17 protein-coding genes are annotated in these 25,027 nt (G+C 64.6%); 15 read left to right on the top strand and 2 right to left on the bottom strand.

Going from position 1 to position 25,027, the window contains the following annotated elements:
- Window positions 1-71: 71 nt before the first annotated feature.
- From ddr to hydF, 10 genes are all read left to right on the top strand, one after another.
- Entirely contained in the window at window positions 72-920 is an 849-nt protein-coding gene (gene ddr / locus AEQU_RS11345) for a dihydrodaidzein reductase (RefSeq protein WP_022741751.1), read from the top strand.
- Between the two features lie 93 nt (window positions 921-1,013).
- Window positions 1,014-1,493: a hypothetical protein gene (locus AEQU_RS11340; protein ID WP_022741750.1), complete on the top strand. Its 480-nt coding sequence runs from the start codon at window positions 1,014-1,016 to the stop codon at window positions 1,491-1,493.
- 62 nt (window positions 1,494-1,555) lie between these two features.
- The gene (locus AEQU_RS11335; protein ID WP_022741749.1) at window positions 1,556-3,484 is read left to right on the top strand and encodes an oxidoreductase; all 1,929 of its coding nucleotides are present in this window, start codon (window positions 1,556-1,558) and stop codon (window positions 3,482-3,484) included.
- A gap of 70 nt (window positions 3,485-3,554) precedes the next feature.
- Window positions 3,555-4,868 (top strand): FAD-dependent oxidoreductase, encoded by a 1,314-nt coding sequence (locus tag AEQU_RS11330; protein ID WP_022741748.1) that lies wholly within the window; start codon window positions 3,555-3,557, stop codon window positions 4,866-4,868.
- Entirely contained in the window at window positions 4,865-5,176 is a 312-nt protein-coding gene (locus AEQU_RS11325) for a ferredoxin family protein (protein WP_022741747.1), read from the top strand. Before AEQU_RS11330 ends, AEQU_RS11325 begins: the two co-directional genes overlap by 4 nt.
- A gap of 216 nt (window positions 5,177-5,392) precedes the next feature.
- The gene (locus tag AEQU_RS11320; protein WP_022741746.1) at window positions 5,393-7,231 is read left to right on the top strand and encodes an NAD(P)-binding protein; all 1,839 of its coding nucleotides are present in this window, start codon (window positions 5,393-5,395) and stop codon (window positions 7,229-7,231) included.
- The gene (locus AEQU_RS11315; RefSeq protein ID WP_022741745.1) at window positions 7,225-9,018 is read left to right on the top strand and encodes a [FeFe] hydrogenase, group A; all 1,794 of its coding nucleotides are present in this window, start codon (window positions 7,225-7,227) and stop codon (window positions 9,016-9,018) included. The genes AEQU_RS11320 and AEQU_RS11315 overlap by 7 nt, the downstream gene beginning before the upstream one ends.
- 101 nt (window positions 9,019-9,119) lie before the next feature.
- A complete protein-coding gene (gene hydE / locus AEQU_RS11310) occupies window positions 9,120-10,190 on the top strand; it encodes a [FeFe] hydrogenase H-cluster radical SAM maturase HydE (protein WP_022741744.1) in 1,071 nt (356 codons plus the stop codon).
- Window positions 10,177-11,622: a [FeFe] hydrogenase H-cluster radical SAM maturase HydG gene (hydG, locus tag AEQU_RS11305; RefSeq protein WP_022741743.1), complete on the top strand. Its 1,446-nt coding sequence runs from the start codon at window positions 10,177-10,179 to the stop codon at window positions 11,620-11,622. Before hydE ends, hydG begins: the two co-directional genes overlap by 14 nt.
- A 143-nt stretch (window positions 11,623-11,765) precedes the next feature.
- Window positions 11,766-13,178: a [FeFe] hydrogenase H-cluster maturation GTPase HydF gene (gene hydF, locus AEQU_RS11300; protein ID WP_022741742.1), complete on the top strand. Its 1,413-nt coding sequence runs from the start codon at window positions 11,766-11,768 to the stop codon at window positions 13,176-13,178.
- A 331-nt stretch (window positions 13,179-13,509) separates the two neighbouring features.
- On the opposite strand, the gene AEQU_RS11295 is transcribed toward hydF, so the two are convergent.
- Complete coding sequence (locus AEQU_RS11295) at window positions 13,510-15,684, bottom strand: YhgE/Pip domain-containing protein (protein ID WP_041714714.1); 2,175 nt, start codon at window positions 15,682-15,684, stop codon at window positions 13,510-13,512.
- Window positions 15,681-18,275, bottom strand: coding sequence for a YhgE/Pip domain-containing protein (locus AEQU_RS11290; protein WP_051353449.1), 2,595 nt, complete (start codon window positions 18,273-18,275; stop codon window positions 15,681-15,683). Before AEQU_RS11290 ends, AEQU_RS11295 begins: the two co-directional genes overlap by 4 nt.
- Before the next feature lie 380 nt (window positions 18,276-18,655).
- On the opposite strand from AEQU_RS11290, the gene AEQU_RS11285 reads away from it, so the two are divergent.
- The 5 genes from AEQU_RS11285 to AEQU_RS11260 all read left to right on the top strand — a co-directional run bounded on the left by AEQU_RS11285 (window position 18,656) and on the right by AEQU_RS11260 (window position 24,854).
- Window positions 18,656-19,288, top strand: a complete 633-nt coding sequence (locus tag AEQU_RS11285) for a hypothetical protein (protein ID WP_244874827.1) — start codon at window positions 18,656-18,658, stop codon at window positions 19,286-19,288.
- A 939-nt stretch (window positions 19,289-20,227) separates the two neighbouring features.
- Window positions 20,228-21,136, top strand: coding sequence for a hypothetical protein (locus AEQU_RS11280; protein ID WP_022741737.1), 909 nt, complete (start codon window positions 20,228-20,230; stop codon window positions 21,134-21,136).
- A gap of 27 nt (window positions 21,137-21,163) precedes the next feature.
- A complete protein-coding gene (locus AEQU_RS12785; RefSeq protein ID WP_197536797.1) occupies window positions 21,164-22,075 on the top strand; it encodes an energy-coupling factor transporter transmembrane component T in 912 nt (303 codons plus the stop codon).
- The gene (locus AEQU_RS12065) at window positions 22,048-24,042 is read left to right on the top strand and encodes an ABC transporter ATP-binding protein (RefSeq protein ID WP_051353448.1); all 1,995 of its coding nucleotides are present in this window, start codon (window positions 22,048-22,050) and stop codon (window positions 24,040-24,042) included. Before AEQU_RS12785 ends, AEQU_RS12065 begins: the two co-directional genes overlap by 28 nt.
- Window positions 24,030-24,854, top strand: a complete 825-nt coding sequence (locus tag AEQU_RS11260; protein ID WP_022741734.1) for an ECF transporter S component — start codon at window positions 24,030-24,032, stop codon at window positions 24,852-24,854. Before AEQU_RS12065 ends, AEQU_RS11260 begins: the two co-directional genes overlap by 13 nt.
- Window positions 24,855-25,027 lie beyond the last annotated feature (173 nt).

Genomic DNA, 25,027 nt, shown 5'->3' with positions numbered 1-25,027 from the left:
GCGCAAGGCCGCACGGCCGATTTCGCGTCGCGCGGTTTTCGTGAGAGAAGAGATTCGAGAAAGGAATCATTATGGCAAACATCCCCAAGCTCGTTGGCGCTCCCGATTTCGGTAAGCTCGTCGCTCCGGAGGAGTCTCTGGGCAAGCGATTGGAAGGTAAGCGCGTGTTGCTGACCGGCACCACCAAGGGCGTTGGCCGCGTGACCCAGGAGTTGCTGTGCGCTCAGGGAGCCTTCGTGTGCGGCTCCGGACGCTCCAAGGGCGTGGCTGCCGAGGTGGCCAACGAGTTGGTGGCCAAGGGCTACAAGGCCGCGGGTTTCGACGTGGATCTTTCCGACTACGAGGCCGTGAAGAAGTGGGTGGCCGACTGCGCCGAGCTCATGGGTGGTATTGATATCGTCATCAACAACGCGTCGCACCCGGGCATGGCTCCCTTCGGCGAGATGACCCCCGACATCTGGGCTTACGGCATCCAGAACGAGCTCGATCTGGTGTACAACGTGTGCAACTGCGCGTGGCCCTATCTGATCGAGGCCGGTGGCGGCTCCATCATCATCACCTCCTCCACCGTGGGCCTGCAGGGTTCCAACTCCCCCCAGGCCTGCCATGCGGCCGCCAAGGGCGCATGCCTGGCTCTGGCCCGTCAGCTCGCTGCCGAGGGCGGTCCCTTCGGCATCCGCTGCAATTCCATCACCCCCGGTCTGGTGTGGACCGAGGCCATGTCCAACATCCCCAAGGAGATGGCCCAGGGCCTCATTGCAGCCCAGACCACCCAGCAGGCTATCGATCCGCTCGATATCGCTTACGCCTATCTGTTCCTGGCCTCTGACGAGTCCCGTTTCATCACGGCGGTCAACCTGCCGGTTGACGGCGGCTGCGCTGGTGCGGTAACCGGTGGCATGCAGGGCGAAATCGCTTAAGGAAACGGCGGCGCGCCGGTCAGGGGAATGAGCCGGCGCGCCTTCGTGAGGCAATGCGAGGAGCTTTAGGGAGTTCCTCGAGAGGAGGATAGAATGAAGGGTCCCATTGGATTCGGAAGAGTTGTCAATATCGTCATGAACATCATTTTGGGCCTGTGCATGTCGCTGGTCATGTTGACTGCGGCGGGTGTTCCGCTTTTGCCTGAAATTGTCATCGAGGCTTGGTTCGCCAGTTTCTGCATTGGCTACGCCTTCGGCGATATTATTCCCGTGGCTTCGTGGGGGCCGGCGTTGTGCGCCAAGTTGAACCTACGCGGTGGTATCGGGTTCTACCTGATCAACTCCGTGATTCTCGGTGTGTACTTCGGCACGATCATTTCGTTCGGCAACATGCTGATCAACAACCTGCCGACATTGGGCTGGGCAGCGGTGTTCGGCGGCTTTGTCGCTTCGTGGCCGTTGGTGGCTCTGTCGGCGGTAGTGCTGGTGATCATCTTCCTGTGGCTTGCCCAGAAGATCGCCAAAGCCATCAGTGGCTTCGATCCTGCGGCGGCAGCTCGCGAGGCTCACTAATTAGGTTTTCTCGAGCATCTTATCGACTCTTATCATCGTATTAATCAGAAGGGATTGAGATAATGAAGAAGAACCAGCATTTCCCGAAGCTGTTCGAACGCGGCTATATCGCCGGCCTCGAGATCAAGAACCGCATCGTGCGACAGCCCATGGGCACCGAGTTGGGCAATCCCGATGGTTCTCCCAGCTGGGCCACGGTGAAGGCCTATGCCGAGGCAGCCGACGGTGGCGCGGGCATCGTGTATATGGATAACGCCGGTGTGACCCAGTTCCATCATGTGGGCCTGTCCATCGCCAGCGATCCCTACATCGGCCCGATGTCCATCTTGGCCAAGACGCTGAAGCACCACGGTGCGGTGCCCGGCCTGCAGATCGTGCATCCCGGCCGCGACGCCGCCTTCGTGGCAGGCGACGATCTCATCTCGTCGTCGCGCGTTATGTGGGAGCCTTGGTACGAGAACGGTGGCGGTGTGCCGCGCGAGTTGACCATCGAGGAGATTCACGAGTTCGTGGAGGCCTTCGGCGATGCGGCCGAGCGCGGTCAGCGCGCCGGTTTTGAGATCATCGATGTGCATTCCGCTTGCGGCGTGCTGCTCTCCAACTTCCTGTCGCCGCTCAACAACACCCGTACCGACATGTACGGCGGCTCGCTGCATAATCGCATGCGCTTCCTGATGGAGGTCATTCGCAACATTAAGCAGAAGACCTCGGTGCCGCTGTCCATTCGTCTGTCCGGTTGCGATTTCGAGCCCGGCGGCATCACCATCGAGGAGACCATCGAGGTGGCCAAGGCCTGCGAGCGTATGGGCGCCGACGTCATCAATATCACCTGGGGCAGTCATGCCGAGGTAGTGAACGCTGCCGGTCTGCTGTCTCCCCACGGCGCAAACCATGTGGATATGGCCAAGCGCATTAAGGATGCGGTGAGCATTCCGGTCATGTTATGCGGCGGCATCTACACTCCCGAGATTGGCGAGCAGCTGCTGGAAGACGGCGTGTGCGACTACGTGGGCATCGGCAAGCCGGCTCTGGCCGATCCGTTCTGGGCCAAGAAGGCCGAGGAGGGCCGCTCGGGCGACATTCGCCCCTGCATCGGCTGCGGTGTGGGTTGCCACGACCGCGGTATGCTGTCGGGCGGTATGGTGCAGTGCGCCGTTAATCCCACACTGTACCAGTTCGATCGCGAGTACTTCCCGAAGACCGATCGTCCGAAAAAGGTAGCCATTATCGGTGCTGGCCCTGCGGGCAGCACTGCGGCTCTGACCGCTGCCGAGTGCGGTCACGACGTGACCCTGTTCGAGGGCCGCGAGGTGGGCGGCGTGCTGAAGGAGGCCTCGGTGCCGGTGTACAAGGAGGACCTGGGCCGTCTGGGCAAGTACTACCAGCGCCAGATCGCCAAGTCCAACGTCAAGCTGGTTGAGGAGAATGCCACGCCGGAGACCATCGCTACGGGCGATTTCGACGCTGTGATCGTTGCCACGGGCGGCAAGGTGCGCGAGTTGAACCTGCCTGGTTTGGATTCCGACAACGTGATTTACGCCATGGATCTGATGAAGCAGGGGTGTCAGCTGGATGCCGACAAGGTGGTCGTTGTGGGCGGCGGCATCGTGGGTGCCGAGGCGGCTCTCATTCTGGCCGAAGACTTCGGCAAGGACGTCACCATCACCACGCGCCAGGACAACTTCTTTGTGCCCGGCGTGATGGGCATCGCCTACATGACACGTCTGGCCATGGCCGGCGTGAAGACGAAGACCCGCGCCAACCTGGTTGAGGTGAAGGACGGCAAGCCGGTGTTCTCCACGATGAATGGTCTGGAGATGATGGATGTGGATGCCGTGGTGGTGTCGCCCGGCTTCCTGCCCACCAGCCAGATGCGCGACGACATCGAGCAGATTGCCGATGTGGACACCTACGTGATCGGCGACGCCAAGGCCCCGCGTCTGGTGATGGACGCCGTGCACGAGGGCTACAAGACGGCCATCAACCTGTAAGCAAGCAGAAGGGGTGCCCGCATATTTGGGGCTCCCCTTCTGGAAGAACGATCACCGAAGGAGGTGCTGCGTGGAAGAGCGCGATTTCGATATCATCGTCGTGGGCTGCGGCTGCGCCGGCGCCATTGCAGCCTACGTGGCAGCCAAGCGGGGCAAGAGTGTGCTCATCGTGGAGCGCGGTGAGTCGGCTGGATCGAAGAACATGACCGGTGGCCGCATCTACGCTCATTCGCTGCGCAAGGTTTTCGACAAGTATGCCAACGGCGATGTCGTGTGGGACGAGATTCCCTTCGAGCGCAAGATCACCCATGAGCGCATTGCCCTCATGGATCCGACGAGCAACATGACCATCGACTTCACCAGCAAAGAGCTGGGCGAGGAGGCCAACGACAGCTACAGCGTCCTGCGCGCCCCCTTCGATGCCTGGATGGCTGAGCTGTGCGAGAAGGCGGGTTGCGAGATCATTGCTGGCATTGGTGTGGAAGAGCTGGTAAAGGACGAGACGGGCGCGGTCATCGGCATCAAGGCCGGAGACGATGAGATCACCTCCCAGGTCGTGATTTTGGCTGAGGGCGTGAACTCCCTCTTGGCCGAGCGCTGCCTCGGCGCCCCGCGTCCCAAGCGCAACGAAATGGCCGTGGGTATCAAGGAGCTCTTCGAGCTGCCGGCCCGCACCATCGAGGACCGTTTCCTTACACCCGAGGGTGAGGGCGCGGCCATGCTGTTCGTGGGTGATTGCACCCATGGCAGCGTGGGCGGCGGCTTCCTGTACACCAACAAGGATTCCATCAGCTTGGGCCTCGTGGCCACCATCGAAGAGCTTTCCACGAGCGGCACCACCATCTACCAGGCCATGGAAGACTTCAAGCACCATCCGGCCGTGGCGCCCATCATTCGCGACGCTACCATGGTAGAGCATTCGGGACACATGGTGTCCGAGGGTGGCTACGACATGATTCCCGAATGCGTGTACGATGGCTGCCTTATTGCCGGCGATGCCGCCATGCTCTGCATGAACCTGGGCTATCAGGTGCGCGGCATGGATCTGGCCGTGGCATCGGGTCAGTTCGCCGCCGAGGCCGCTTGCGCCGCTATTGATGGCGGCAACGTAAGCGCCCAGGCCCTGGCGCCCTATCGCACCATGCTCGAGGACAGCTTCGTGATCAAGGACATGAAGACCTTCCGTGCGTGGCCTCAGACGATGGAGCATTGGGATCGCATGTTCACGGAGTATCCGACGATGGTCGCCGAGGTGTTCAACGCCATGTTCGTCGTCGATGGCGAACCGCAGCAGCATCTGACGAAGCGTATTATCCCGGTGGTGAAGCAGCGCGGTCTGCTGCGCTTGGCCAAGGAAGTGAGAGGAGCGCTGAAGGCCCTATGAGCACCTTGCCGAAGATCACGGTGAACGTCGATGAGATGATCGGCGCCAACAAGTACAGCGTCGACGAAGGCGGATCGCATATCGGCTTCACGGCCGAGGATGTGGATGCGTTGGACGAGGCGGAGTTCCTGAAGCTGGTGAAGGTGTGCCCGGCAGCTCTGTACAAAATCGGCCCTGATGGCCGCAAGAGCTTCGACTATGCGGGCTGCCTGGAATGCGGTACCTGCCGCATCTGCTGCGAGGAGACCATCGTGTCGCGCTGGGATAATCCGGCTCCGATGATGGGGGTGCAGTACCGCTTCGGCTAGGAGTCGCCTGGTTACTGTTGTAAACCGAGAGTATGAAAGACTGATTCGCCGCGAGCGGCGATGGCGCGGAACCGATGTTTCCCTCGAATATGAGCATGGGCACGCCCGAGATGTCGTCGATCGCTCAAAGGTACCGCGCGAGACGGGTGTTACCAGTTGGAAATACTGGACGCGCTATCTTGTATCAGTTGACTCTAGACAGGGAAAGAGAGAGCTATGGGGCGTTTAACGGTACAACCCGCGGCGAAAGCCGACGGGCAGATGGGAGCGTTCGTCGAGGCGTTCACGCGTCGCGTCGAAGCCATGCCGCCGGGGCAGTGTCCGGTGGGGATGGTGCTGGGCCAGCTGCAGGCGAGCATGGCTCAGACCTGCGGCAAGTGTACGCCGTGCGCTCAGGGCATGCCGAAGATCGCGGCGCTGCTGCGCGACGTGGCCGAGTTCCGCGCCACCGAGACGACGGTCGGCGAGATTCGCGCCAAGGCCGCGTTGCTGCGCGACACGGCCGACTGCGCGGTGGGCTGGCAAGCGGGCCAGATGGTGCTGGAGGGGCTCGACGCCTTTGCCGACGAGTTCGCCAGCCACGTGGAAGCGGGCACCTGCGCCCCGGGCACGCGCCAGACGGTGCCCTGCGTCACGCTGTGTCCGGCCCACGTGAACGTGCCGGCCTATATCGCGCTGGCCGAGGAGGGGCGCTTTGCCGAGGCGGTGAAGATGATCCGTAAGGACAACCCGTTCCCGACGGCCTGCGCGCTGGTGTGCGAGCATCCGTGCGAGGAGCGCTGCCGCCGCACCATGGTGGATGCGCCCGTGAATATTCGCGGCATCAAGAAGCACATCGTGGACACGGTGGCTGCCGACACCGTGGAAACCCCCGCGCCGCTGCCCTCCACGGGCAAGCGCGTCGCGGTGGTGGGCGCCGGCCCATCGGGTCTGACCTGCGCCTACTTCCTGGCTCTGATGGGTCACGAGGTGGTGGTGTACGAGGCGCGCAAGAAGCTCGGCGGCATGATGCGCTATGGCATTCCCGCCTACCGCTTCCCGCGTGAGCGCCTGGACGAGGACATTCGGGCCATCTTGGGTGCCGGGTCCATCGAGGTGAAGACCGAATGCGCCGTTGACGCGGCCGAGATGGCGAAGCTGGCCGGCTGGTACGACGCCGTGTACGTGGCCATCGGCGCCCAGGGCGGCAAGACCTTGGCGCTGGAGGGCGCCGACGCCGAGGGCGTGATGAGCGCTGTCGATCTGCTCGGCGTGGTCGGCGATGGCGAGCATCCGGACTTCACGGGCAAGAAGGTGGTGGTCATCGGCGGCGGCAACGTGGCCATGGACTGCGCCCGCACGAGCGTGCGCCTCGGCGCAGAGTCGGTGACGGTGGCCTACCGTCGCCGTCTGGAGGACATGACCGCGCTGCCCGCCGAGGTGGAAAGCGCCATAGCCGAGGGCGTCGAGATGATGTGCCTGCAGGCTCCCGAGCGCATCGAGGTGGATGCCGAGGGCCGGGTCACGGCACTTGTGTGCCAGCCCCAGCGCATCGGCGCGGTGAAGCGCGGACGTCCCGCGCCGGTGGCGGCCGACAAGCCGGAGCTGCGGCTCGAGGCCGATATCGTGCTTATCGCCGTGGGCCAGGCCATCGAGAGCGCTCCCTTCGAGGAGTACGGCATGGAGGTCGACCGCACCTATTTCGTGGCCGACCAGTACCTGCGCGCCATGGGCCAGGAGGGCGTCTTCGTGGGCGGCGACTGCCAGTGGGGCCCCAAGACCGTCATCATGGCCATTGCCGCTGGCAAGACGGCCGCGGCCAACATCGACCACGAGCTCGGGTTCCATCACGAACTGGATTGCGGCGCCGCTGTGCTGCCGGCGCGTCCCAACGATCGGACGGCCTACGGTCGCGTGCAGGTGGCCGAGCGTCCGGCGTGCGAGCGCAAGCACGATTTCGAGGGCGTCGAGGTTCCGATGACCGACGAGGAGGCGGCTCAGGAGTGCCGCCGCTGCCTGCGATGCGATGTGTACGGCATAGGCGCGCTGACCGGAAGGGGGCTTGAGGCATGGTAACCATCACGTTGAACGGCCAGGCTGTGGAGGTGGCCGAGGGCTCCACGCTGCTCGAGGCCGCCACGGCGGCGGGCGTTAACATTCCCACGCTGTGCTATTTGAAGGATCTGAACTGCATCGGCTCGTGCCGGGTGTGCTTGGTGGACGTGGAGGGCCAGGGCCTGGTGGCGGCGTGCAACACCGCCGCGGCCGAGGGCATGGTCGTGCGCACCGACACCCCGCAGGTAGCTGCGGCGCGCCGGGCGAACCTGCAGGCCATCATGGACGACCATCGGGCCCTGTGCGCCACCTGCGTGCGCCAGGACACCTGCGCCCTGCGCTTCCTTTCCAGCACCTTCAACCTGCAGGATGCCGGCGAGGCCCTGCCGGTGCCGGAGCCGTGGGATGCCACCTTCCCGCTGCAGCGCGACAGCAGCAAGTGCATCAAGTGCATGCGCTGCGTGGCCATCTGCGACAAGGTGCAGCACTGCGGCGTGTGGGACTTCACCGGCGCAGGCCCCTCGATGAAGGTGATCGTGCGCGACAACCTGCCCATCGCCGACGCCGGCTGCGCGCTGTGCGGCCAGTGCATCACCCACTGCCCCACGGGCGCCCTTACCGCCCGCGACGACGTGAGCCGCATCATGGACGCCATTCTGGACCCGGCCGTGGAGACCGTGGTGCAGGTGGCCCCGGCCGTGCGTGCCGCCTGGGGGGAGGGTGTGGGGCTTTCCCGCGACGAGGCCACGCCGGGACGCTTGGCCGCGGCCCTGCACGCGGTGGGCTTCGACCGCGTCTTCGACACCGATTTCGCCGCCGACCTCACCATTATGGAAGAGGGCAGCGAGTTCGTGGAGTTCCTGGGCTCCGACGCGCCCCGCCCCATGTTCACGAGCTGCTGCCCCGGGTGGGTGCGTTTCGTGAAGCAGCACTATCCACAGTTCACGGCCCAGCTATCCAGCGCCAAGTCGCCGCACCAGATGATGGGCGCCGTGGTGAAGAACACGCTTGCGGCCGAGGCCGACGAGGCCGGCCGCCGGCTGTTCGTCGTGTCCATCATGCCCTGCGTGGCGAAGAAGTACGAGTGCGACGTGCCGGAGCTTTCCACGGTGGTCGGCGCGACCCATGGGAACGGCACGAGCGACGCGAACCTGGCGCCCGACGCCCCGGCCGCCCCGGAGCTGGCCGCCGAGGCGACGCCGGATGTGGACGCCGTGCTCACCGTGCGCGAGTTCGGCCGCCTGCTGCGTTTGGTGGGCGTCGATTGCGCGGCGCTTCCCGAGGCGTCCTTCGACAGCCCCCTCGGTTTGTCCACCGGAGCGGCCACCATCTTCGGGCGCACCGGCGGCGTCATGGAGGCGGCCCTGCGCTCGGCAGCCTACCTCATCACCGGCGAGAACCCCGATTTCAGCGCCTGCGACACCACGGCCGCCACGCCTGAGACGCCCTGGATGTCCCGCGAGCTTGCCATCGGCGACGCCACCGTGCGCATCGCCGTGGCCAGCGGCTTGGAGAACACGTCGAAGCTTTTGGACGCGTTGGAGTCTGGCGAGGCCGCCTTCGATTTCGTGGAAATTATGGCATGCCCCGGCGGCTGCGTGGGCGGCGGTGGCCAGCCCATCCGGTTCAACAGCGAACTGGCCCAGACGCGGGCCGGGGTGCTGAATCGGCTCGACGCTGCGGACAAGTTGCGCTACTCCCACGAGAACCCCGACATTGCGAAGCTGTACGCCGACTGGATCGGCGAGCCGCTGTCGCATACGGCCCACGAGTGGCTGCACACCGATCAGGAAAGCTGGAAGATCTAGCGCCGTTGCGGAAGAAGGAGCAGGGGGCCGGAACCGCTGCGCAGCCGTTCCGCCCCCCTGTTTTTGTAGGATCGCGCGTATTCGACGGAAAGGAGAGGCTCATGACCGACAGACCAGCGACACTGGCTGCGAAGCTCGCGCGCGGGCACGGCCTTTCCCTGGACGAGTACGCCGCGCTCATTGATGCCCGCACCCCGGCGCTGGCCGCCGAGCTGGCCGGGTGCGCGCGGGAGGCGTGCGAGGCCGTCTACGGGGACGGCGTGTTCGCACGCGGGCTCATCGAGTTCACGAACATCTGCGCCAACGACTGCCACTACTGCGGCATCCGGCGCAGCAACCGCGCCTGCGAGCGCTACCGCCTTACCGGTGAGCAGATTCTGGCCTGCGCCGAGGAAGGGTGGCAGGCAGGCTTCCGCACCTTCGTGCTGCAGGGCGGGGAAGATCCGGCGGCGACCGACGAGTGGCTGGCCGACGTGGTGGGCGCGCTGAAGGCGGTCCATCCGGGCTGCGCCGTCACCCTGTCGGTGGGGGAGCGCTCGCGGGAAAGCTACGAGCGCCTGCGCGCCGCCGGGGCCGACCGCTACCTGCTGCGCCACGAGACGGCCACGGCCGCCCATTACCGGCAGCTGCACCCGGCGGTCATGACGCTTCAGCGCCGCATGGCGTGCCTGTCCGCCTTGCGCGAGGCCGGGTTCGCCGTGGGCGCCGGCTTCATGGTGGGCTCGCCCTTCCAAACGGCGGAACGGCTGGCGGCCGACCTCGCGTTCGTTCAGGAGTTCCGCCCCGAGATGTGCGGCATCGGGCCCTTTGTGCCTCACCGCGACACCCCCTTCGCCGCCGAGGCACCCGGCACGGTTGAGCTCACCTGCTACCTGTTGTCCCTCGTTCGCCTGGCGCACCCGACGGTGCTGCTGCCGGCCACGACGGCGCTGGAGGCGCTGGATCCTCACGGCCGCGAAAAGGGCATTCTCGCCGGGGCCAACGTCGTGATGCCGAACTTGTCGCCGCCCGAGCACCAGGGCGACTACGCACTCTACGATGGGAAGCCCCGCTCGTCGGCCGGCGCGGCCCGCAAGTGGGCCGACCTGGCGGCGCAGCTTGAGCCCTTGGGCCGCCGCCTCGTGGTAGACCGCGGGAACCCTATGAAGGAGAAAACCTATGATTCGCTATGATGTGCGCTCGCCTCGCGCCGATGATTTCATTAACCACCAGGAAATCCTCGACACCCTGGCCTATGCCGCCATGCATCGGCACGACGCCGCTCTGGCGCGTTCCATCCTGGAAAAGGCCCGGGCAAACCTGACGCCGGCCCACGACCACGGTACGACGCTCACTCACCGCGAGGCCTCGGTGCTTCTGGCCTGCGAGGATCCGGAGGTGAACGCCGAGATCCACCAGCTCGCCCGCGACATCAAGCAGGCCTATTACGGCAACCGCATTGTGCTGTTCGCGCCGCTCTATCTTTCCAACCACTGCGTGAACGGGTGTCTTTACTGCCCCTACCACGCGAAGAACCGCGACATTCCGCGCCGCAAGCTCACGCAGGAGGAGATTCGCGCTGAGGTTATCGCCCTGCAGGACATGGGTCACAAGAGGTTGGCCATCGAGGCGGGGGAGGATCCGGCCCATAACCCGCTCGACTATATTCTGGAAAGCCTTCAGACCATCTACACCACGAAGCACGCCAATGGCGCCATCCGCCGCGTGAACGTGAACATCGCCGCCACCACGGAGGACGCCTATCGCCAGCTGAAGGCGGCGGAAATCGGCACCTACATCCTGTTTCAGGAGACCTACCACCGCGCCCGCTACGAGGAGCTGCACCCCTCAGGCCCCAAGGCCGACTACGCCTGGCACACTGAGGCCCACGACCGCGCCATGGCCGCCGGCATCGACGACGTGGGGCTCGGCGTGCTGTTCGGCCTGGAGGGCTACGCCTACGAGTTCGCGGGCCTGCTCATGCACGCCGAACACCTGGAGGCGGCGTTCGGCGTGGGGCCGCACACCATCTCGGTGCCGCGGGTGAAGCCGGCGAGCGACATCGACCCCGACGATTTCGATAACGGCATTCCCGACGAAATGTTCGAGAAGATCATCGCGCTCATCCGCATCGCGGTGCCCTACACGGGCATGATCATCTCCACCCGCGAGTCTCAAGAGGTGCGCGCAGCGGCGCTGCAACTGGGCGTCTCGCAGATCTCCGGCGGCAGCCGCACCAGCGTGGGCGGCTACGTGGACGAGGCACGCCCCCACGACACCGAGCAGTTCGACGTGTCCGATCAGCGCACCTTGGACGAGGTCATCGGCTGGCTCATGGACGAGGGCCACCTTCCCAGCTTCTGCACCGCGTGCTATCGCGCCGGCCGCACGGGCGATCGTTTCATGGAATTCTGCAAGAGCGGCCAGATCCAGGACTTCTGCCAGCCGAACGCCCTGCTCACATTGGGCGAGTACCTGTGCGACTATGCCAGCCCCGAGGTGGCGGAGAAGGGCTGGAAGATGATCGACGCCGAGCTCGCCCGCGTCCCCGACGACCGCCGCCGCGCCCTCGCCACGGACTACCTCGCCCGCATCCGCACCGGCGCCCGCGACTTCCGGTTCTAGCCGCTGTCCCGAAGGCCGTCGGAAGTGTGCCTTCCGTTGGGGACGATCTCGGTCGCCCCTCCCAACAGGAAAAACGCTTTTGGTCGAGAGGGGCGACCAAGGTCGCCCCCTACGGAGGCAAACCGGCAACGAAAGGAGTCTGCATGTCCCTGAACGATACCCCTTCCGGCGAGCGCGCGCACATCGTCTTCTTCGGTGTGCGCAATGCCGGCAAGTCCAGCCTGGTGAACGCGCTGACGAGCCAGACCGTCTCCGTAGTGTCCGATGTCGCCGGCACCACCACCGACCCGGTGCGCAAGGCCATGGAACTGGCACCGGCCGGCCCCGTGCTCATTGTTGACACTCCAGGTATCGACGACGTCGGCGATGTGGGCGACCTACGTGTCCAGCGAGCCGAGGCCGCCCTGAACGAGGCCGACGTTGCCGTGCTCGTGATGGACGCCACCTGTGGCATGACTGCCTTCGACGAGAGGCTCATCGCTGCCTTCCAGGCGCGCCGCATCCCCTACGTCATCGCCGAGAACAAAGCCGACTTGCTTGTGGAGGAAGAGCGCGCTGGTTCCTCGGATCAGCCTTCCCTGTTTGAGCCGGGAAAGATATTGTGCCCTACCGCTGCGCCAGAGTCGAGCGAATGTCTCTGCGCTTCGTTGCGAGAAGAAGACGGAGCTTCCGAGAGGATCGAGGAAGGAGTTCAAGGCAACCGCGATGCCTCCTTGCCTCTTAGCGCTCGTGCCCGTGAGGAGAGAGGGGGTTGCGGTTCGGAAGCTCCGGGGAGTGCTTCTCTCTGGGCCGTCCGCGTGCGCGTATCGGCGCGGACAGGGGAGGGACTGGACGACTTGAAGCGCGCCCTCGCCACCCTGGCCGCCGACACGGCGGGGGAGCGGCGGCTCGTGGGCGACTTGCTCGAGCCCGGTGATGTGGTCGTGCTCGTCATCCCGCTGGACTCCGCCGCCCCCAAGGGTCGCATCATCTTGCCCCAGCAGCAGGTCATGCGCGACGCGCTGGAAGTGGGCGCCTTCCCCTGCGCCACCGGCGTCGAAGGGCTGCCTGACTTGCTGGCCGCCCTCGCCCGGCCGCCGCGCCTGGTGGTGACCGACTCCCAGGTCTTCGGCGAGGTAGACGCCTTGCTGCCAGCCGAGGTGCCGCTTACCTCGTTTTCAATCCTTATGGCCCGCTACAAGGGCGACCTGCCCGCCCAACTGGAAGCGGTGCGCGCTCTGGAAAGCCTGACCGACAACGATACCGTGCTCATCGCCGAGGGTTGCACCCACCACCGTACCTGCGAGGACATCGGCACGGTGAAGCTGCCCCGGCTCATCCGCGCCATCAGCGGCACCGATCCCCAGTTCGCCTTCACCTCCGGCCGCGACTTCCCTGACGATCTTTCTCCCTACGCCGCCATCGTCCACTGCGGCGGCTGCACTTTGAACGCCCGCGACATGGCCTCCCGCATCCAGCGCGCCCGCGCCCAGCAGGTTCCCCTCACCAACTACGGCATGACCATCGCCCGCGCCCACAACATCCTCCCCCGCGCCCTCGCCCCCTTGGACGCATAGGATGCCCCCGAGTTCCCGTCGCATCGGGCGTGCGGGATGATTCCCGGCGCTCTCGTCCCGCTGGACGCATGGGATGGAATTCGCAGCAGAGCTTTCCTGCTGGAGAAACGTTCAGCTTCCGATTCGGAGTCGTTAAGCTGCCGCGCAAGATGCTGCGAGGAAGACGGTGGTGTGAATTTTGGAAAATGTGCTTTTTTGCGCGGCGCTTTGTTGCGGGTGGCCGAAATGTTCCAAAAAAGCACATTTTCCAGAATTGAGCGTGCTTACAGTGGTTTGGTGAATGAATGAGGACGGAACGAGATGAAAGCGACACGAGGGAGCACGGCAAGTGCTACAAAAATTTCGTCTCATCCAGTTTGGCGAGCACCCAGTCGTTCAGGCGGATGACGGGGCGGCGCAGGACGAGGCCGAGGATCAGGCTCGGCACGAGGATGGCCGCGAGCAGGCCCATCTGCACGAGGTACTGGTCGCCGTAGATGCCGGCCATGGCTCCTTCTAACGCCGGCATGGAATGGGCAAAGGGCAGCCACGGGTAAATCTCCTGGAACAGCGGGGCCGACAGCATCTGCACCGGCATGAGGCCGCCGGCGCCGGCCAGTTGCAGCACGAGCCCGATGATGGCGAGCGCCTTGCCGATGTTGCCAAAGGACACCGTCAGCGTGTACACCAGGTTCGTGAACACCACCGATGCCAAGCAACAGGCTGCCAGATACAGCCAGAAATGCTCGCACTCCACGCCGAGGAAGAACACGTTGCCGAGTCCCACGATGAGCGCTTGGGCGAGGCCCAGCAGGCAGAACACCCCGTAGCGGCCAAGGTACAGCTCGCCCGGCCGCGGCGCGCGCCCGAACTTCTTCGTCAGGGCGGCCTGGCGCGCGGGGGAAACGGTCACGCTCATGAGGGCCACCATGAAGATGGCGCCGATCCACAGCGCGAGGGAGGTGTAGAAGGGACTCATGGCGCTGCCGTTGTCGGCCATGGGGTACACCGCGTGACGTTCCAGGTGCGTCGGCGCGGCGAGGAACTGGGCGATGGCGGCCGGGTTATCGCCGATGATGCGGCGCACTTCGTCGATATCGCCGGTGTCCAGGGCGTGCTGCAAGTCGTCGCGGGCCTGGGCGAGCTGGCTTTCCGCCGTGCGCAGGGTTTCGGTGGTCTTGTGCAGCGACGCCTCGGCGGTGGCGAGGTTCGCGGCCAGAGAATCGGTGCTGTCGCCCAGGCTGTCCGCGGTGTCCTTCAGCGATTCGGCCAGAGTTTCGGTATCGGCGCCCACCTTCTGCAAGCTGTCGGCCAGCGACGCCAGCTCGCCTTTTAGCTGGTCGTTATAGGTGCTCATCGAGTCGTGCAGACCCGCACGCGCTTGGTTGATGCTGTCAGTCACCTTGGTGTGCGCCTCGTCGATGGATGCTGCGTCGCTTGCGATGGCGCTCTCGGCGGTGGCGAGGTTCGCCTCCAGCGTGCCCAGCTGGGCGATGATGCGGTCAAGGGCGGCGACGGCCGGGCTGTCCGGGTCGGCTCCGGCCAGGGTGTCGCGCATGGTCTGGTAGGCTTGGGCGAGTCCCTGCACGTCCGAGCGACAGGCGGCCAGCACGCCCTGGGCCGCGGCTGGGTCGTCTTTCATGGTGGCGAAGGCTTCATCGGCGGCGCGGGCTACAGCGTCGTAGCTGGCATCGGCAGCGGTGAGTGCCTTCTCGGCTGCGGTGCTCGCGGCGGAAAGCCCGCCCCGGCCGCTCGTCAGGCCCTCTTGTGCCTCGCTCACCAAAGGAGCGGTAGCGTCGGGCGCCTTCCCCGCCTCCTTCAGAATGCTCGCCGTCGCGTTCACGAGCGAGGTCGTGGACCCCATGAGATCGGCGTAGGCCTGGGCCTGGTCGGCTGCCGCGCCCACTTCGCCCACCGCCTCGCCAAGGCGCGACCCCAAGGTTTGCGCGTAGGTGAGAATGCCGTCGCCGCTCATGAACGAGGTGAGACTGCTCGTGGTGCCCAAGGCCACCGACGCCACGGTTTCCGTGAACGTCTCGTCGATGGTCTCCTGCAAGGTGCTCGCGCCTGTGGCTGTCACGCGCTGGGCGATGGCGTTTTCCTTCTCGTTGTCGTAGTAGATGATCTTCGGCTCCGTGATGTCGTTGGAGAACACGGTCATGAGGTCACGCGAGAACTCTTTCGGGATGACCAGGGCTGCGTAATACTCGCCCGACCGCACGCCTTCCACAGCCGCCTCGGCGCTGACGAACTGCCAGGCGAACTGGTCGTTGGCCCGCAGCTTGCCGATGATTTGCTCGCCAGCGTTAATGGGCGTCGGTATGAGGTCGGAGGTGTAGCCGGCGTCTTCCGAGGCCACGGCCACCTTGATGTTGCCGGTGTTGTCGTAGGGATCCCAGAAGCCGAGCGTTGTAAACCAGGCGTACATGGGCGGCACGAGCGCCAGTCCCATCACCACAATGGCAGCAATGACGTTCCGGAACAGGTTCCGCACATCACCCGAGAAAATGTCCCAAATCACCCTCACGCCGAATCACCACCAATCTGCCCGCTAGCGCGTTTCTGCAGCTCCTCGGCGTTCAGGTTCGCCAGGGCAAGCTGGTGCGCGAGGTTGGTGTCCAGGTATGAAATCACGATGAGATACGTGTCCACCACGATGATCCCCACCACCATGGCCATGAGCATCATGACGCGCGTATCCACGTCGGCATGCACCAGCACCATAATGGCGAAGGTGACCAGCGGTTGCGCGATAAGCGCCACCCAGCCGATGCGCCGCAGTACCGGGTAGGCGCGGTGGAAACGCTCGGCTCGGGCGATGAGGGCCTGGCGGAAGGCGTCGATGTTCAGCAGCGCGCGGACGAGCGTGCGCGTGCGGTACCGGGCCGGCGTCTGCCCTGCGGCTTTGGCGCTGGCCGTGACCGGCTCGGCCAGAAGCAGGTCGGTCGCCCCCAGCTTCTCGTCGAACATGAGGTTCAAATTGAAATCGCAGCGCCCGATGCCCAGTCCGATGGCGAACCCCAGGGGCACGAACAGAAGTCCCAGCAGCAACATGTCGTGCAGATAGTCCATCCCGTAAAAGCCGCCGATGGCCTCGCGCATGGCGTCGATGGAATAGGTGAAGGGCAGAAGCGGATGAATGACCTGGAAGAAGTCCGGCATCATCTCGATGGGGAACATGCCCGAGGAGCCGGGAATCTGCACGATGAGCAGAATGACCGCGATGGCCTTCCCGATGTGCCTAAACGCGTAGGCCAGCGCGAACATGAGGTTCACGTCCACGAACACCGTGAGCAGTCCCGCGCCGATGAAGGCCGCCGGGCTCTCGCACTGAATCCCGAGGGCCAAATCGCCCACGCAGCAGACGAGCCCCATGGCCAGCCCGCACACCATGTAGAACAGCCAGCGTCCGAAGTAGGCCTGCACGGCGGTGAACTTCGGCAGCCCCTCCGGATCGACGCGCAGCTTCACCATGGCCATGAGGATGAAACCGGCCACCCACAGGGCCAGATTCGTGAAGAAGGGGGTGACGCCGCTGCCGTAGTTCTTCACGGGGTACACCAGTTGCGTGTCCAGGGCCACGGGCGCGGCCATGAAGGCGCCGATCTTCTCCGGGTCGGCCTTCAAATAGGTGGCCAGATCCTTCACGGTGGCGGAGTTCTGCAGCGCGGTCAGGTCGGTGAGCGACTGCTCCAGGTTCGTCTCCATGGTGCTCAGGGAATCGGAAGTGGTGGAAAGCGAGGTCTCGGAAGAGGTCAGCGTGTCGCCGAGTTGCTCCAAAATGGCCCGTGCTTCGGCGAGCGACGGGGTCAGCCCGCGCAGGGCTCCTTCCAGGGTGCCGCAGGCTTCCACCAGGGAATCCAAGCTGGTCGTGATGTCCGGCAGCACGCTGTCTTGGAAGGTGGCCGCCGTGGCGCGAATAGTTTCGGAGGCCGATTGCGCCGCCGTGTCCAAGGTGCTCGCCTCAGTTTCCAGGGAGTCGGCCGTGGAAGCCAGGTCGTCTGAGGCCGTGCGCAGGGCGTCCGTCGTGGTCGTCAGCCGCTCGTTGGCAGTGCGGGCTTCGGAGAGAGCTTGGGCGATGGCCGGGTCGGCGCCGGCCGCTCCGGCCTGGGACGTGAGGTCGCTGATGAGCACCTTGTTGTCGGCCAGCAGCCCCTCGGCCGTGGCAAGGGCCGTATTGGTGGCCGCTTTGGCCGCTGCGACATCGCCGCTCACGGTGCCCAGCGCGCGCTGGGCCTGCGCGGCGGCGCTCGACAACTGCAGCGCCCCATCGGTGGCGTTCTTGGAAAGCGCCGTCCCGTACTCGTTCACGGTGCTCCGCGCCTTCGCGAGCAGCTCCTTCGATTGCCCGATGGCCTCCAGCAGATGCGGCACGTCGTCTTGAAGCCCCGCCAGCGTGTCGTCGGCGCGAGCGACGGACGTCTGCGTGTCGTTTACGGTGCTGACGAGCCCTTCCAAGGTTGTGCGGGTTTCGCTGACGGTTTCTTTGGCGCTGCGAACGCCGGCGGTGAGGCTGCCCTCGGCGGCATCGGCCTTCTCTTCCGCCTCGGCCCCCACCTTCTGGGTCGTTTCCACCACCTTCTCCGACACCGTCTTCACGAAGTTCTCGTTGACGGCCGCCTCAACGGCGTTGGCCGCCGCGTCGGTTACCTTGGGCGCGATGGAGGAGGGCTTCTCGTTCACGTAGTAGTCGATGGTCGGTTGGGTGAAGTCGCCGGTGAACACGCTGGCGAAATCGGCGCTGAAATCCTTCGGGATGACGAGCGCCGCCCAGTAGCGTCCCTCATAGACGCCGTTTATGGCCGCTTCGGCGTCGGTGAATTCCCAGCCCATCTCGTGGTTGTCGTGCAACTGGGCCACCACCTGCGCGCCCACGTCCAAATGCCCCGTCTCAGGGCTGTCGGCGCCGGCGTCCTCGTTGGCCACGGCTACCAACATGCCGGTGGTGTTGCTGTAGGGATCCCAGTTGGCGACGACCACGTACCAGGCGTAAGCCGACGGCATGACGATCATGCCCAGAGCAATGACGAGCGCGACTGGGTTGCGCAGCACGCGTTTCACGTCCCGTGCGAAAATGGCGAAGATCACCCCAAGGTATGTCCGCATTCGCTTCAGCATATGCGCCCGCTTGCGCCTTTCTCTGCCCGTTTGCTGACCTTGCTTGTAATGAGAAAAGTTTCCCACATCCAGCTCTTCATGCTACGGACAGCGGGGGATTGTCGCTATGCTGAAACGGGTGCTGCGTCTGACGATAAAGCGACGCGCTCCGGTCGCCGCTTGCCCCCGCCGAACTTCGTTCCTGCTCTGCGGCAAGGGGGCGAAGCCTCACCGAAGCGGCTGCCCGCGCTGCCCGTTTGTCGCCGTGTTGTGGTTTGAGTTGAGATGCCGTTGCTTTACACTACGGGCAAGCAACGAAGCGCCGAAGAAGGCGCCCCGTGATGCAGGCCGACGCGCAGGAGGTTGCGCCGCCTGTGAACCTGAAGGAAAGGAGGCCCTCCGTGGCCGATCGCAACATTGAGAACGCGAGCACCGAGGTGCCGGAGATCCCCGACGAGCTGGAGCGCGTGCTCGTCTTCGCCCTGGACGAGGCCAAAGAGAAGATCGAGGGCGGCAAGGACGTCATCCCCTTCACCACGCTCGTCGTGAAGGACAACCTGTTCATCGAGTCGCATCCGGGCGATTCCGCCGAGGAGTGCTTCGAGGCGGCCGAGAAGAACGTGCGCGGCGCCCGCGGGGCCGACTGCTATGCCTTCTGCTACGACGGCTACATCGAGACCGACGATGGCGTGAAGGACGCGCTCATCGCCGAGGGCGGCGTGCCGGGTGCCGAGGAGGGCTACGCCATCGCCTATCTGTACGAGGTGGATGACGAGGGCACCTATACCTTCGAATCCGAGGCCGCCTACATCGGCGAGGCCCCGAACTTCATGGCGGCCCTGAAAGAGCCGGTCGCCTACACTGACGACGAGATCGACGAGCGCTACCGCGACGAAGAGGCCGACGCTGAGGGTGACGAGGTCGAAGAGGCCGACGCTGAGGGTGACGAGGTCGAAGAGGGCGATGCCGAAGAGGCCGAGGAAGTCGCTGACACGGTGGAAAAGGCCGAAGAGGTCGTGGAAGACGCCGAGTAACCCCCGTCGGGCTGCACGCTTCAGCCCGGTTCACGGATCTCGTCCGCATCCGCAACCCTACTCCCCCGAGTTTTCTGCCTTCTCGGTAGAGAAAAGTGCGATTGTGCGAGTCTGAATCGCTGATTCGGGGTTGTCGTGCAGAGAAAAGTGCGATTGTGCGAGTTCTAGCTTGCTTAAAGCTCGCACGATCGCACTTTTCTTTACCTCAACTTCTAAAAACTGTTTCTGGAGCTTTCAAAAGAAAAGCCGGCGGAACTCCGATCCAGTTCCACCGGCTTGTGCCAACAGGGTTGGCGGGTTGCTCATCGTCGCGAGCACGGCGCTTGTTTCAAGGGCAGCGCCAAAAAAAGAAGTGAGGCGGCAAGGAGGGGTGCCTCGCCGCCTCGGAGGAGGGGGTAGCGGCATCGAGTGCCGCATTCTGCTTTCAAGGGGATTGAAGCAGAGCGATGGAAGCAGGGGAACTTCCAAATCGCTGAAACGAATTATAGGTCAAGACTTGTTTTGGTCACCATAATGTGCTTCATTTTCCACGAAGAACGGTGCCAATTCGACGGTGAATAGCACATAACCCCTTGTCAGAGCCCGTTTACCCGCGCCAGAAGCCCGTTCGCCCTCCGAGAATTTTCTTCACATTCAATAAGAAAGTTTTCAGATTGCCTGTCTCCCTCCTTTCCGAGCCTTCTGTCTTCCTTCGTTGATGCAGGGCCCTCGGCATCGGAAAGCGCCTTTTGAATGGACGAAACGATGCGCAGAATGCACGACGGTGTTATGGACGAATAAGAATGTCACCCCCCTGGTTGTTTGATTTTGCCACGCTCTAGGACGTAGGATGCACGGCGGTCGCAAAAGATCATTTGGAAGGGGTTCATGTCGAAAAAGGTTTCTCCCGCGAGCAATCTTGTATCATGGAAGGCAACAAATTCGTGGAAAGGAACCCCCATGGCCGATCTCGCGCTGCGCTTTGGCAAGGATATGCTCGTCGTTTCGTCGCCGATTCAGGAGGCCCTGCGTCGGGCTGGCATCGAGTCGGCGCGCGATCAGGCGCTCGCGCTGTTCGTGGAGCCGGAAACCATCGAGGAGGCCTACCGTATGGAAGCGGTGGCCGGCCCGCAGTGCCTTGTCACCCCTGTGGCCGATTTCACGCCGGCGCGCTTGGTGGCCGTTGGTGCCGAGGGCAAAGGCGAAGCGCTGGCTGAGGCGGCTCTTGCGGTCATGGCGGAGTTCAAACCTCAGCACACGCTTGTGGAAATCGCTCCCTGCGGTCTGCCGCTGGATCCCGACTCCAAGGCGTCGCTTGTGGAAAATCGCGACCAGTACGTCCGCGCGGCGCAATTGTTCGATGGCCGCGCTTTCGACGCGTTCTTTTTGAACGGGTTCACGACGGCCGATGATCTGAAGTGCGCGCTCATGGGTCTGCGCAAGGTGACCGATGCTCCTATCATCGCGTCGGTGGACGTGCAGGGCGACGGCGTGCTGACGAGCGGCCGGGGTACCTGGCGCGAGGCCGTGGAAGTGATGGTGGAATACGGCGCGGCGGTGGCCGGCTTCTCGACGCTGGCCGCGCCGAGCCAGGTGCGCAGCTTGGCCGATACGGCCCGCGAGGCGTTGGAGGCCCGGGGGGCGGACTTGTGTCTTGCGGCCACGCTGCAGGTGTTCCAGCGCGACGCCAAGCAACAGGGCCCCACGGCCGAGAACCCCTACTACAGCCCCGACACCATGATGCCCGCGGCTCTTGAGCTGCGCGCGGCCGGCGTCCAGTTCCTGCGCGCCGCCGGTCAGGCGACCCCGGCTTACACCGGTGTGCTGGCCGCCACCGTTGCGGGCCTCGATGTGGCACCGGTCCTGTAAGGTTCTCGCCGAGAAGCCGCGTCGCCCATGAGCACCCTGCCATACCAAGGCCGTTGCGCCTTTGCGTCTCTGCATCCCGTGGTGACGTTCGGCTTCTTCGCGGGGGCTATCGTGCTTTCCGTGGTGCTCGCTAATCCAATCTGCCAGGCGATATCCGTTCTTTTTGCGGCTGTGTGCTACCTGACGTTCCGCGGCCGCGAAGCCTGGCGCTTCATCGGGGGGCTCGCGGTGGTGCTGCTTGTGGTGACGCTGTCGGCTCCGCTGTTCAACACGCAGGGGGCCACGGTGCTCTTTCGCTGGTGGGGCAGCCGGCCCTATACGCTGGAAGCGCTAGCTTTGGGCTCCTCTACGGGGCTTATGCTCGTGGCTATGATGCTGTGGTTCGCCTCTTATCACCTAGTTATGACCTCGGACAAGTTCGCTTATCTGTTCGGCCGCGCCATTCCGGCGTTATCGCTCACGCTCATCATGGTGCTGCGCCTTGTGCCGAGCTATCGCCGCAAAGCCGACGCCCTCATGACGGCTCGCGCCTGCATTGGGAAAGGCCCAGCGGAAGGCGCCTCTGTGGCAGCGCGCGTGCGCGACGGAGGCAGCGTTCTCTTGTTGCTGTCGGCCGACGCTTTGGAAGGTGCCGTCGTGGCTGCCGACTCTATGACGGCCCGCGGCTTCGGGCTGCGGGGGCGCACCCATTTCGCGCTCTTCCGCTGGGAGACGCGCGATACGGTGCTGGCCGGAGTGATGGTTGCGCTTGCCGCTGGGGCGGTGGTTGCGCTCGTGCAGGGAGGGTTCGCGGTCACGTACTTCCCGACAATCGTATGGCCCTCTGCGAGTGCGGCCGTGCTTGTTGGGGCCGTTTGCTACGGCGCCTTTCTGGCTATTCCGGCGGTTATCAATTGCGGAGGGAGGGCGTTGTGGCGCTATTCGCTTTCGAAGAGCTGACGTTTCGCTACCCGGAAGCGCCTCGCGATGCCCTTCGCGATGTCTCTGTGGCCATTGAGCCGGGCCAGTTTGTGCTGGTATGTGGGCAGAGCGGCTGTGGGAAGACAACGCTCTTGCGCCAGTTCAAGTCGGCGCTCGCTCCCCATGGGAACCAAAGCGGGCGGGTGCTGTTCGATGGTGTGCCTCTCGCTGATGCGCCCGAACGCGAGCAAGTGGCTCGCATCGGTTTCGTCATGCAAGACCCCGATGCGCAGATTGTGACCGACAAGGTGTGGCACGAGCTGGCCTTCGTCTTGGAAAGCCTCGGCTGCGACGAGCGCACCATGCGCTTGCGCGTGGCGGAAATGGCCAGCTACTTCGGCATCCAGCACTGGTTTCATAAGAACGTGGGCGAGCTTTCGGGCGGTCAGAAACAGCTGCTGAACCTGGCGTCGGTCATGGCGGCTCGACCCGATGTGCTGGTCCTGGACGAGCCCACGAGCCAGCTGGATCCCATTGCCGCCAGCGACTTTCTGGCTACGGTGCACCGGATCAATCGCGAGCTGGGGACGACGGTGGTTATGAGCGAGCATCGACTGGAAGAGGTGTATGGGCTGACCGACCGCGTGGTGGTGCTGGAGGAGGGGCGCGTCGTCGCCGACGGGGAGCCGCGGGCTGTCGCGGGCCAGCTGCATCGTGCGGGCAGCCCGATGGCGCTGGCGCTGCCGGCAGCGGCACGGATTGCTTGGGGTGTGGAAGGTCGGCCGGGCCGCCGCAGCGGGGAGGGGGCGCCGTGCGTTCCTCCGGCCCGCGCTGTCGGGAGGGGGGCGCCGTGCGATCGGCCGGCCCGCCGCAGCGGGGAGGGGGCGCCGTGCGTTCCTCCGGCCCGCGCTGTCGGGAGGGGGGCGCCGTGCGATCGGCCGGGCCGCCGCAGCGGGGAGGGGGCGCCGTGCTCAAACAGCATTGAAGTGCAGGGCTCTTCGAGGGCCACTGACGTTTCTGTATGCACTTCAATGAACTGCGCGCGGACCCCCTCCTCACTGCGGCGGCCCTACTCTTCCATAGTTGAAGAGGGAGTGGCTTTGCAGGTTGAAGCTCCTCTTACTGTGCGGGAGGGGCGGGCTTGGCTGGCGGACGAGGTGGCGGCTTTTCCGCCGCGTCGTTGGGCGCTTCCGGCGGGGGAGGCTTGCGGCTCGGCGCCCGCGCGGGCGGCGGTGGAGCTGCGGGATGTGTGGTTCCGCTATGAGCGTGATGGCGCCGATGTGCTGCGGGGGACGACGTTGATCGTGCCGGAGGGGTCGTTGTTCGCGGTGGTGGGCGGCAACGGCACGGGGAAGTCGACGATGCTGCGCGCCATCTGCGGCGTCGCGCGGCCCTATCGCGGGAAGATCACCGTGTTTGGGCGACGGCTGAAGGATTGGAAGAAGGCCGAGCTGTTCCGCGGCGGGGTGGCTATGCTTCCGCAAGATCCACTGAACCTTATGGTGAAGAAGACCGTTCGGGGAGATTTGGAAGAGATGCTGGACGGTCGCGGCCTCACGGCAGAGCAGCGCACGGCGGCGGTGAGGGAAGTGGCGGCGCTGACAGACATTGTGCCGCTGCTTGACGCTCATCCCTTCGACCTGTCCGGTGGCGAGGTGCAGCGGGCGGCGTTGGCCAAGGTGCTACTGAACGAGCCGCGGCTGTTGCTGCTCGATGAGCCGACCAAGGGACTCGACGCTTTCTTCAAGGAGAAGCTCGCCGCGTTGCTGCGAAGCTTGACTGCTCGGGGCACGACCGTGCTCATGGTGTCCCACGACATTGAATTCTGCGCCAGCTATGCCGACCGGTGCGCGCTGTTCTTCGACGGAGACGCGGTGACGACCAACCCGCCCCGGCGGTTCTTCGCGTCGAACAGCTTCTACACCACGGCGGCCAATCGTATAAGCCGTGGGCTCTTCGAAAACGCCGTCACCGTGGAAGAGGTGGTGGAGCTGTGCCGAAGTTGACCGAAGACGCGCGTCATCGCGCCTCTGCTCCTTCGCATGACGGTGAAGGAGCTTCGCCGCGCCCTGCCGAGCCCTCTCGCGAGCGTTGCCGCGCCCGCGCCAAAACGCTGCTGACGATTCTCGCGGCGCTGGTGCTCGCCCCGCTGACCGTAGTCGTGGGCATGGGCATTCCGGGCAACGGCTACTACCTCTCCGGTACGCTCATCGTTCTGTACGCCATCGTGCCCTTCTTCGTTGCCTTCGAAGGGCGTCGCCCGACAGCGCGCGAGATCGCCGTGGTGGCCGTGCTCACGGCTCTCGCCGTGGCGGCACGCGCGGCGTTCGTCTGGGTGCCGCACTTCAAGCCCATGGCCGCTATCATTATGATCGCAGGCATCGCCGCTGGCCCCCAGACCGGTTTTCTCGTGGGCTCCGTGGCGGCGCTCGCCAGTAACTTCATCTTCGGGCAAGGGCCCTGGACGCCCTGGCAGATGCTCGCCTTCGGCGTGGTGGGGCTTGTGGCGGGGCTGCTTGCCGATGCTCGTGTGTTCCCGCGGGCGAACCTTTCCTGGCCGCGCCGCATTGCGTTGGCGGTCACGGGGTTCGTGCTTATCGTGGGGCTTGCGGGTCCCATTCTGGATACCTCCACGTTCTTCTACCTTTCCACGGCTCCTACGCCGGAGCTGGCAGCAACGGTGTACCTCGCCGGCTTGCCGGTGAACGCGATCCACGGGGTGGCCACGGCTCTCACGCTGCTGGTTGTGGCGAACCCGCTGCTCGATCAGCTCGCTCGCGTGCGTGTGAAATACGGCTTGCTCAATCGGTCGCGTTAGCGCTTCCTAATGATGACCAGGAAGATAATTGACCGTACGTCGAAATTAATTCTGTTCTTTTCCGGTGCCGAAAAACACATCTTGTTCGATTGCGCCCGAACAGTTTCGCGAGTACTATATGTATCCGCCCTTGGAACTACAAAACACAATATATTGTGGTTTCAATGGTGAAT

Source organism: Adlercreutzia equolifaciens DSM 19450, from assembly GCF_000478885.1.
GTDB classification, from domain to species: Bacteria; Actinomycetota; Coriobacteriia; order Coriobacteriales; family Eggerthellaceae; genus Adlercreutzia; species Adlercreutzia equolifaciens.
Note: the sequence above shows the minus strand (reverse complement) of the source record. Positions and strands in the feature narration are given on the sequence as shown.

Coding starts and splice junctions, on each gene's coding strand:
- ddr (WP_022741751.1), top strand. CDS start 72: ATGGCAAACATCCCCAAGCTCGTTGGCGCTCCCGATTTCGGTAAGCTC.
- AEQU_RS11340 (WP_022741750.1), top strand. CDS start 1,014: ATGAAGGGTCCCATTGGATTCGGAAGAGTTGTCAATATCGTCATGAAC.
- AEQU_RS11335 (WP_022741749.1), top strand. CDS start 1,556: ATGAAGAAGAACCAGCATTTCCCGAAGCTGTTCGAACGCGGCTATATC.
- AEQU_RS11325 (WP_022741747.1), top strand. CDS start 4,865: ATGAGCACCTTGCCGAAGATCACGGTGAACGTCGATGAGATGATCGGC.
- AEQU_RS11320 (WP_022741746.1), top strand. CDS start 5,393: ATGGGGCGTTTAACGGTACAACCCGCGGCGAAAGCCGACGGGCAGATG.
- AEQU_RS11315 (WP_022741745.1), top strand. CDS start 7,225: ATGGTAACCATCACGTTGAACGGCCAGGCTGTGGAGGTGGCCGAGGGC.
- hydE (WP_022741744.1), top strand. CDS start 9,120: ATGACCGACAGACCAGCGACACTGGCTGCGAAGCTCGCGCGCGGGCAC.
- hydG (WP_022741743.1), top strand. CDS start 10,177: ATGATTCGCTATGATGTGCGCTCGCCTCGCGCCGATGATTTCATTAAC.
- hydF (WP_022741742.1), top strand. CDS start 11,766: ATGTCCCTGAACGATACCCCTTCCGGCGAGCGCGCGCACATCGTCTTC.
- AEQU_RS11290 (WP_051353449.1), bottom strand. CDS start 18,275: ATGCTGAAGCGAATGCGGACATACCTTGGGGTGATCTTCGCCATTTTC.
- AEQU_RS11280 (WP_022741737.1), top strand. CDS start 20,228: ATGGCCGATCTCGCGCTGCGCTTTGGCAAGGATATGCTCGTCGTTTCG.
- AEQU_RS12785 (WP_197536797.1), top strand. CDS start 21,164: ATGAGCACCCTGCCATACCAAGGCCGTTGCGCCTTTGCGTCTCTGCAT.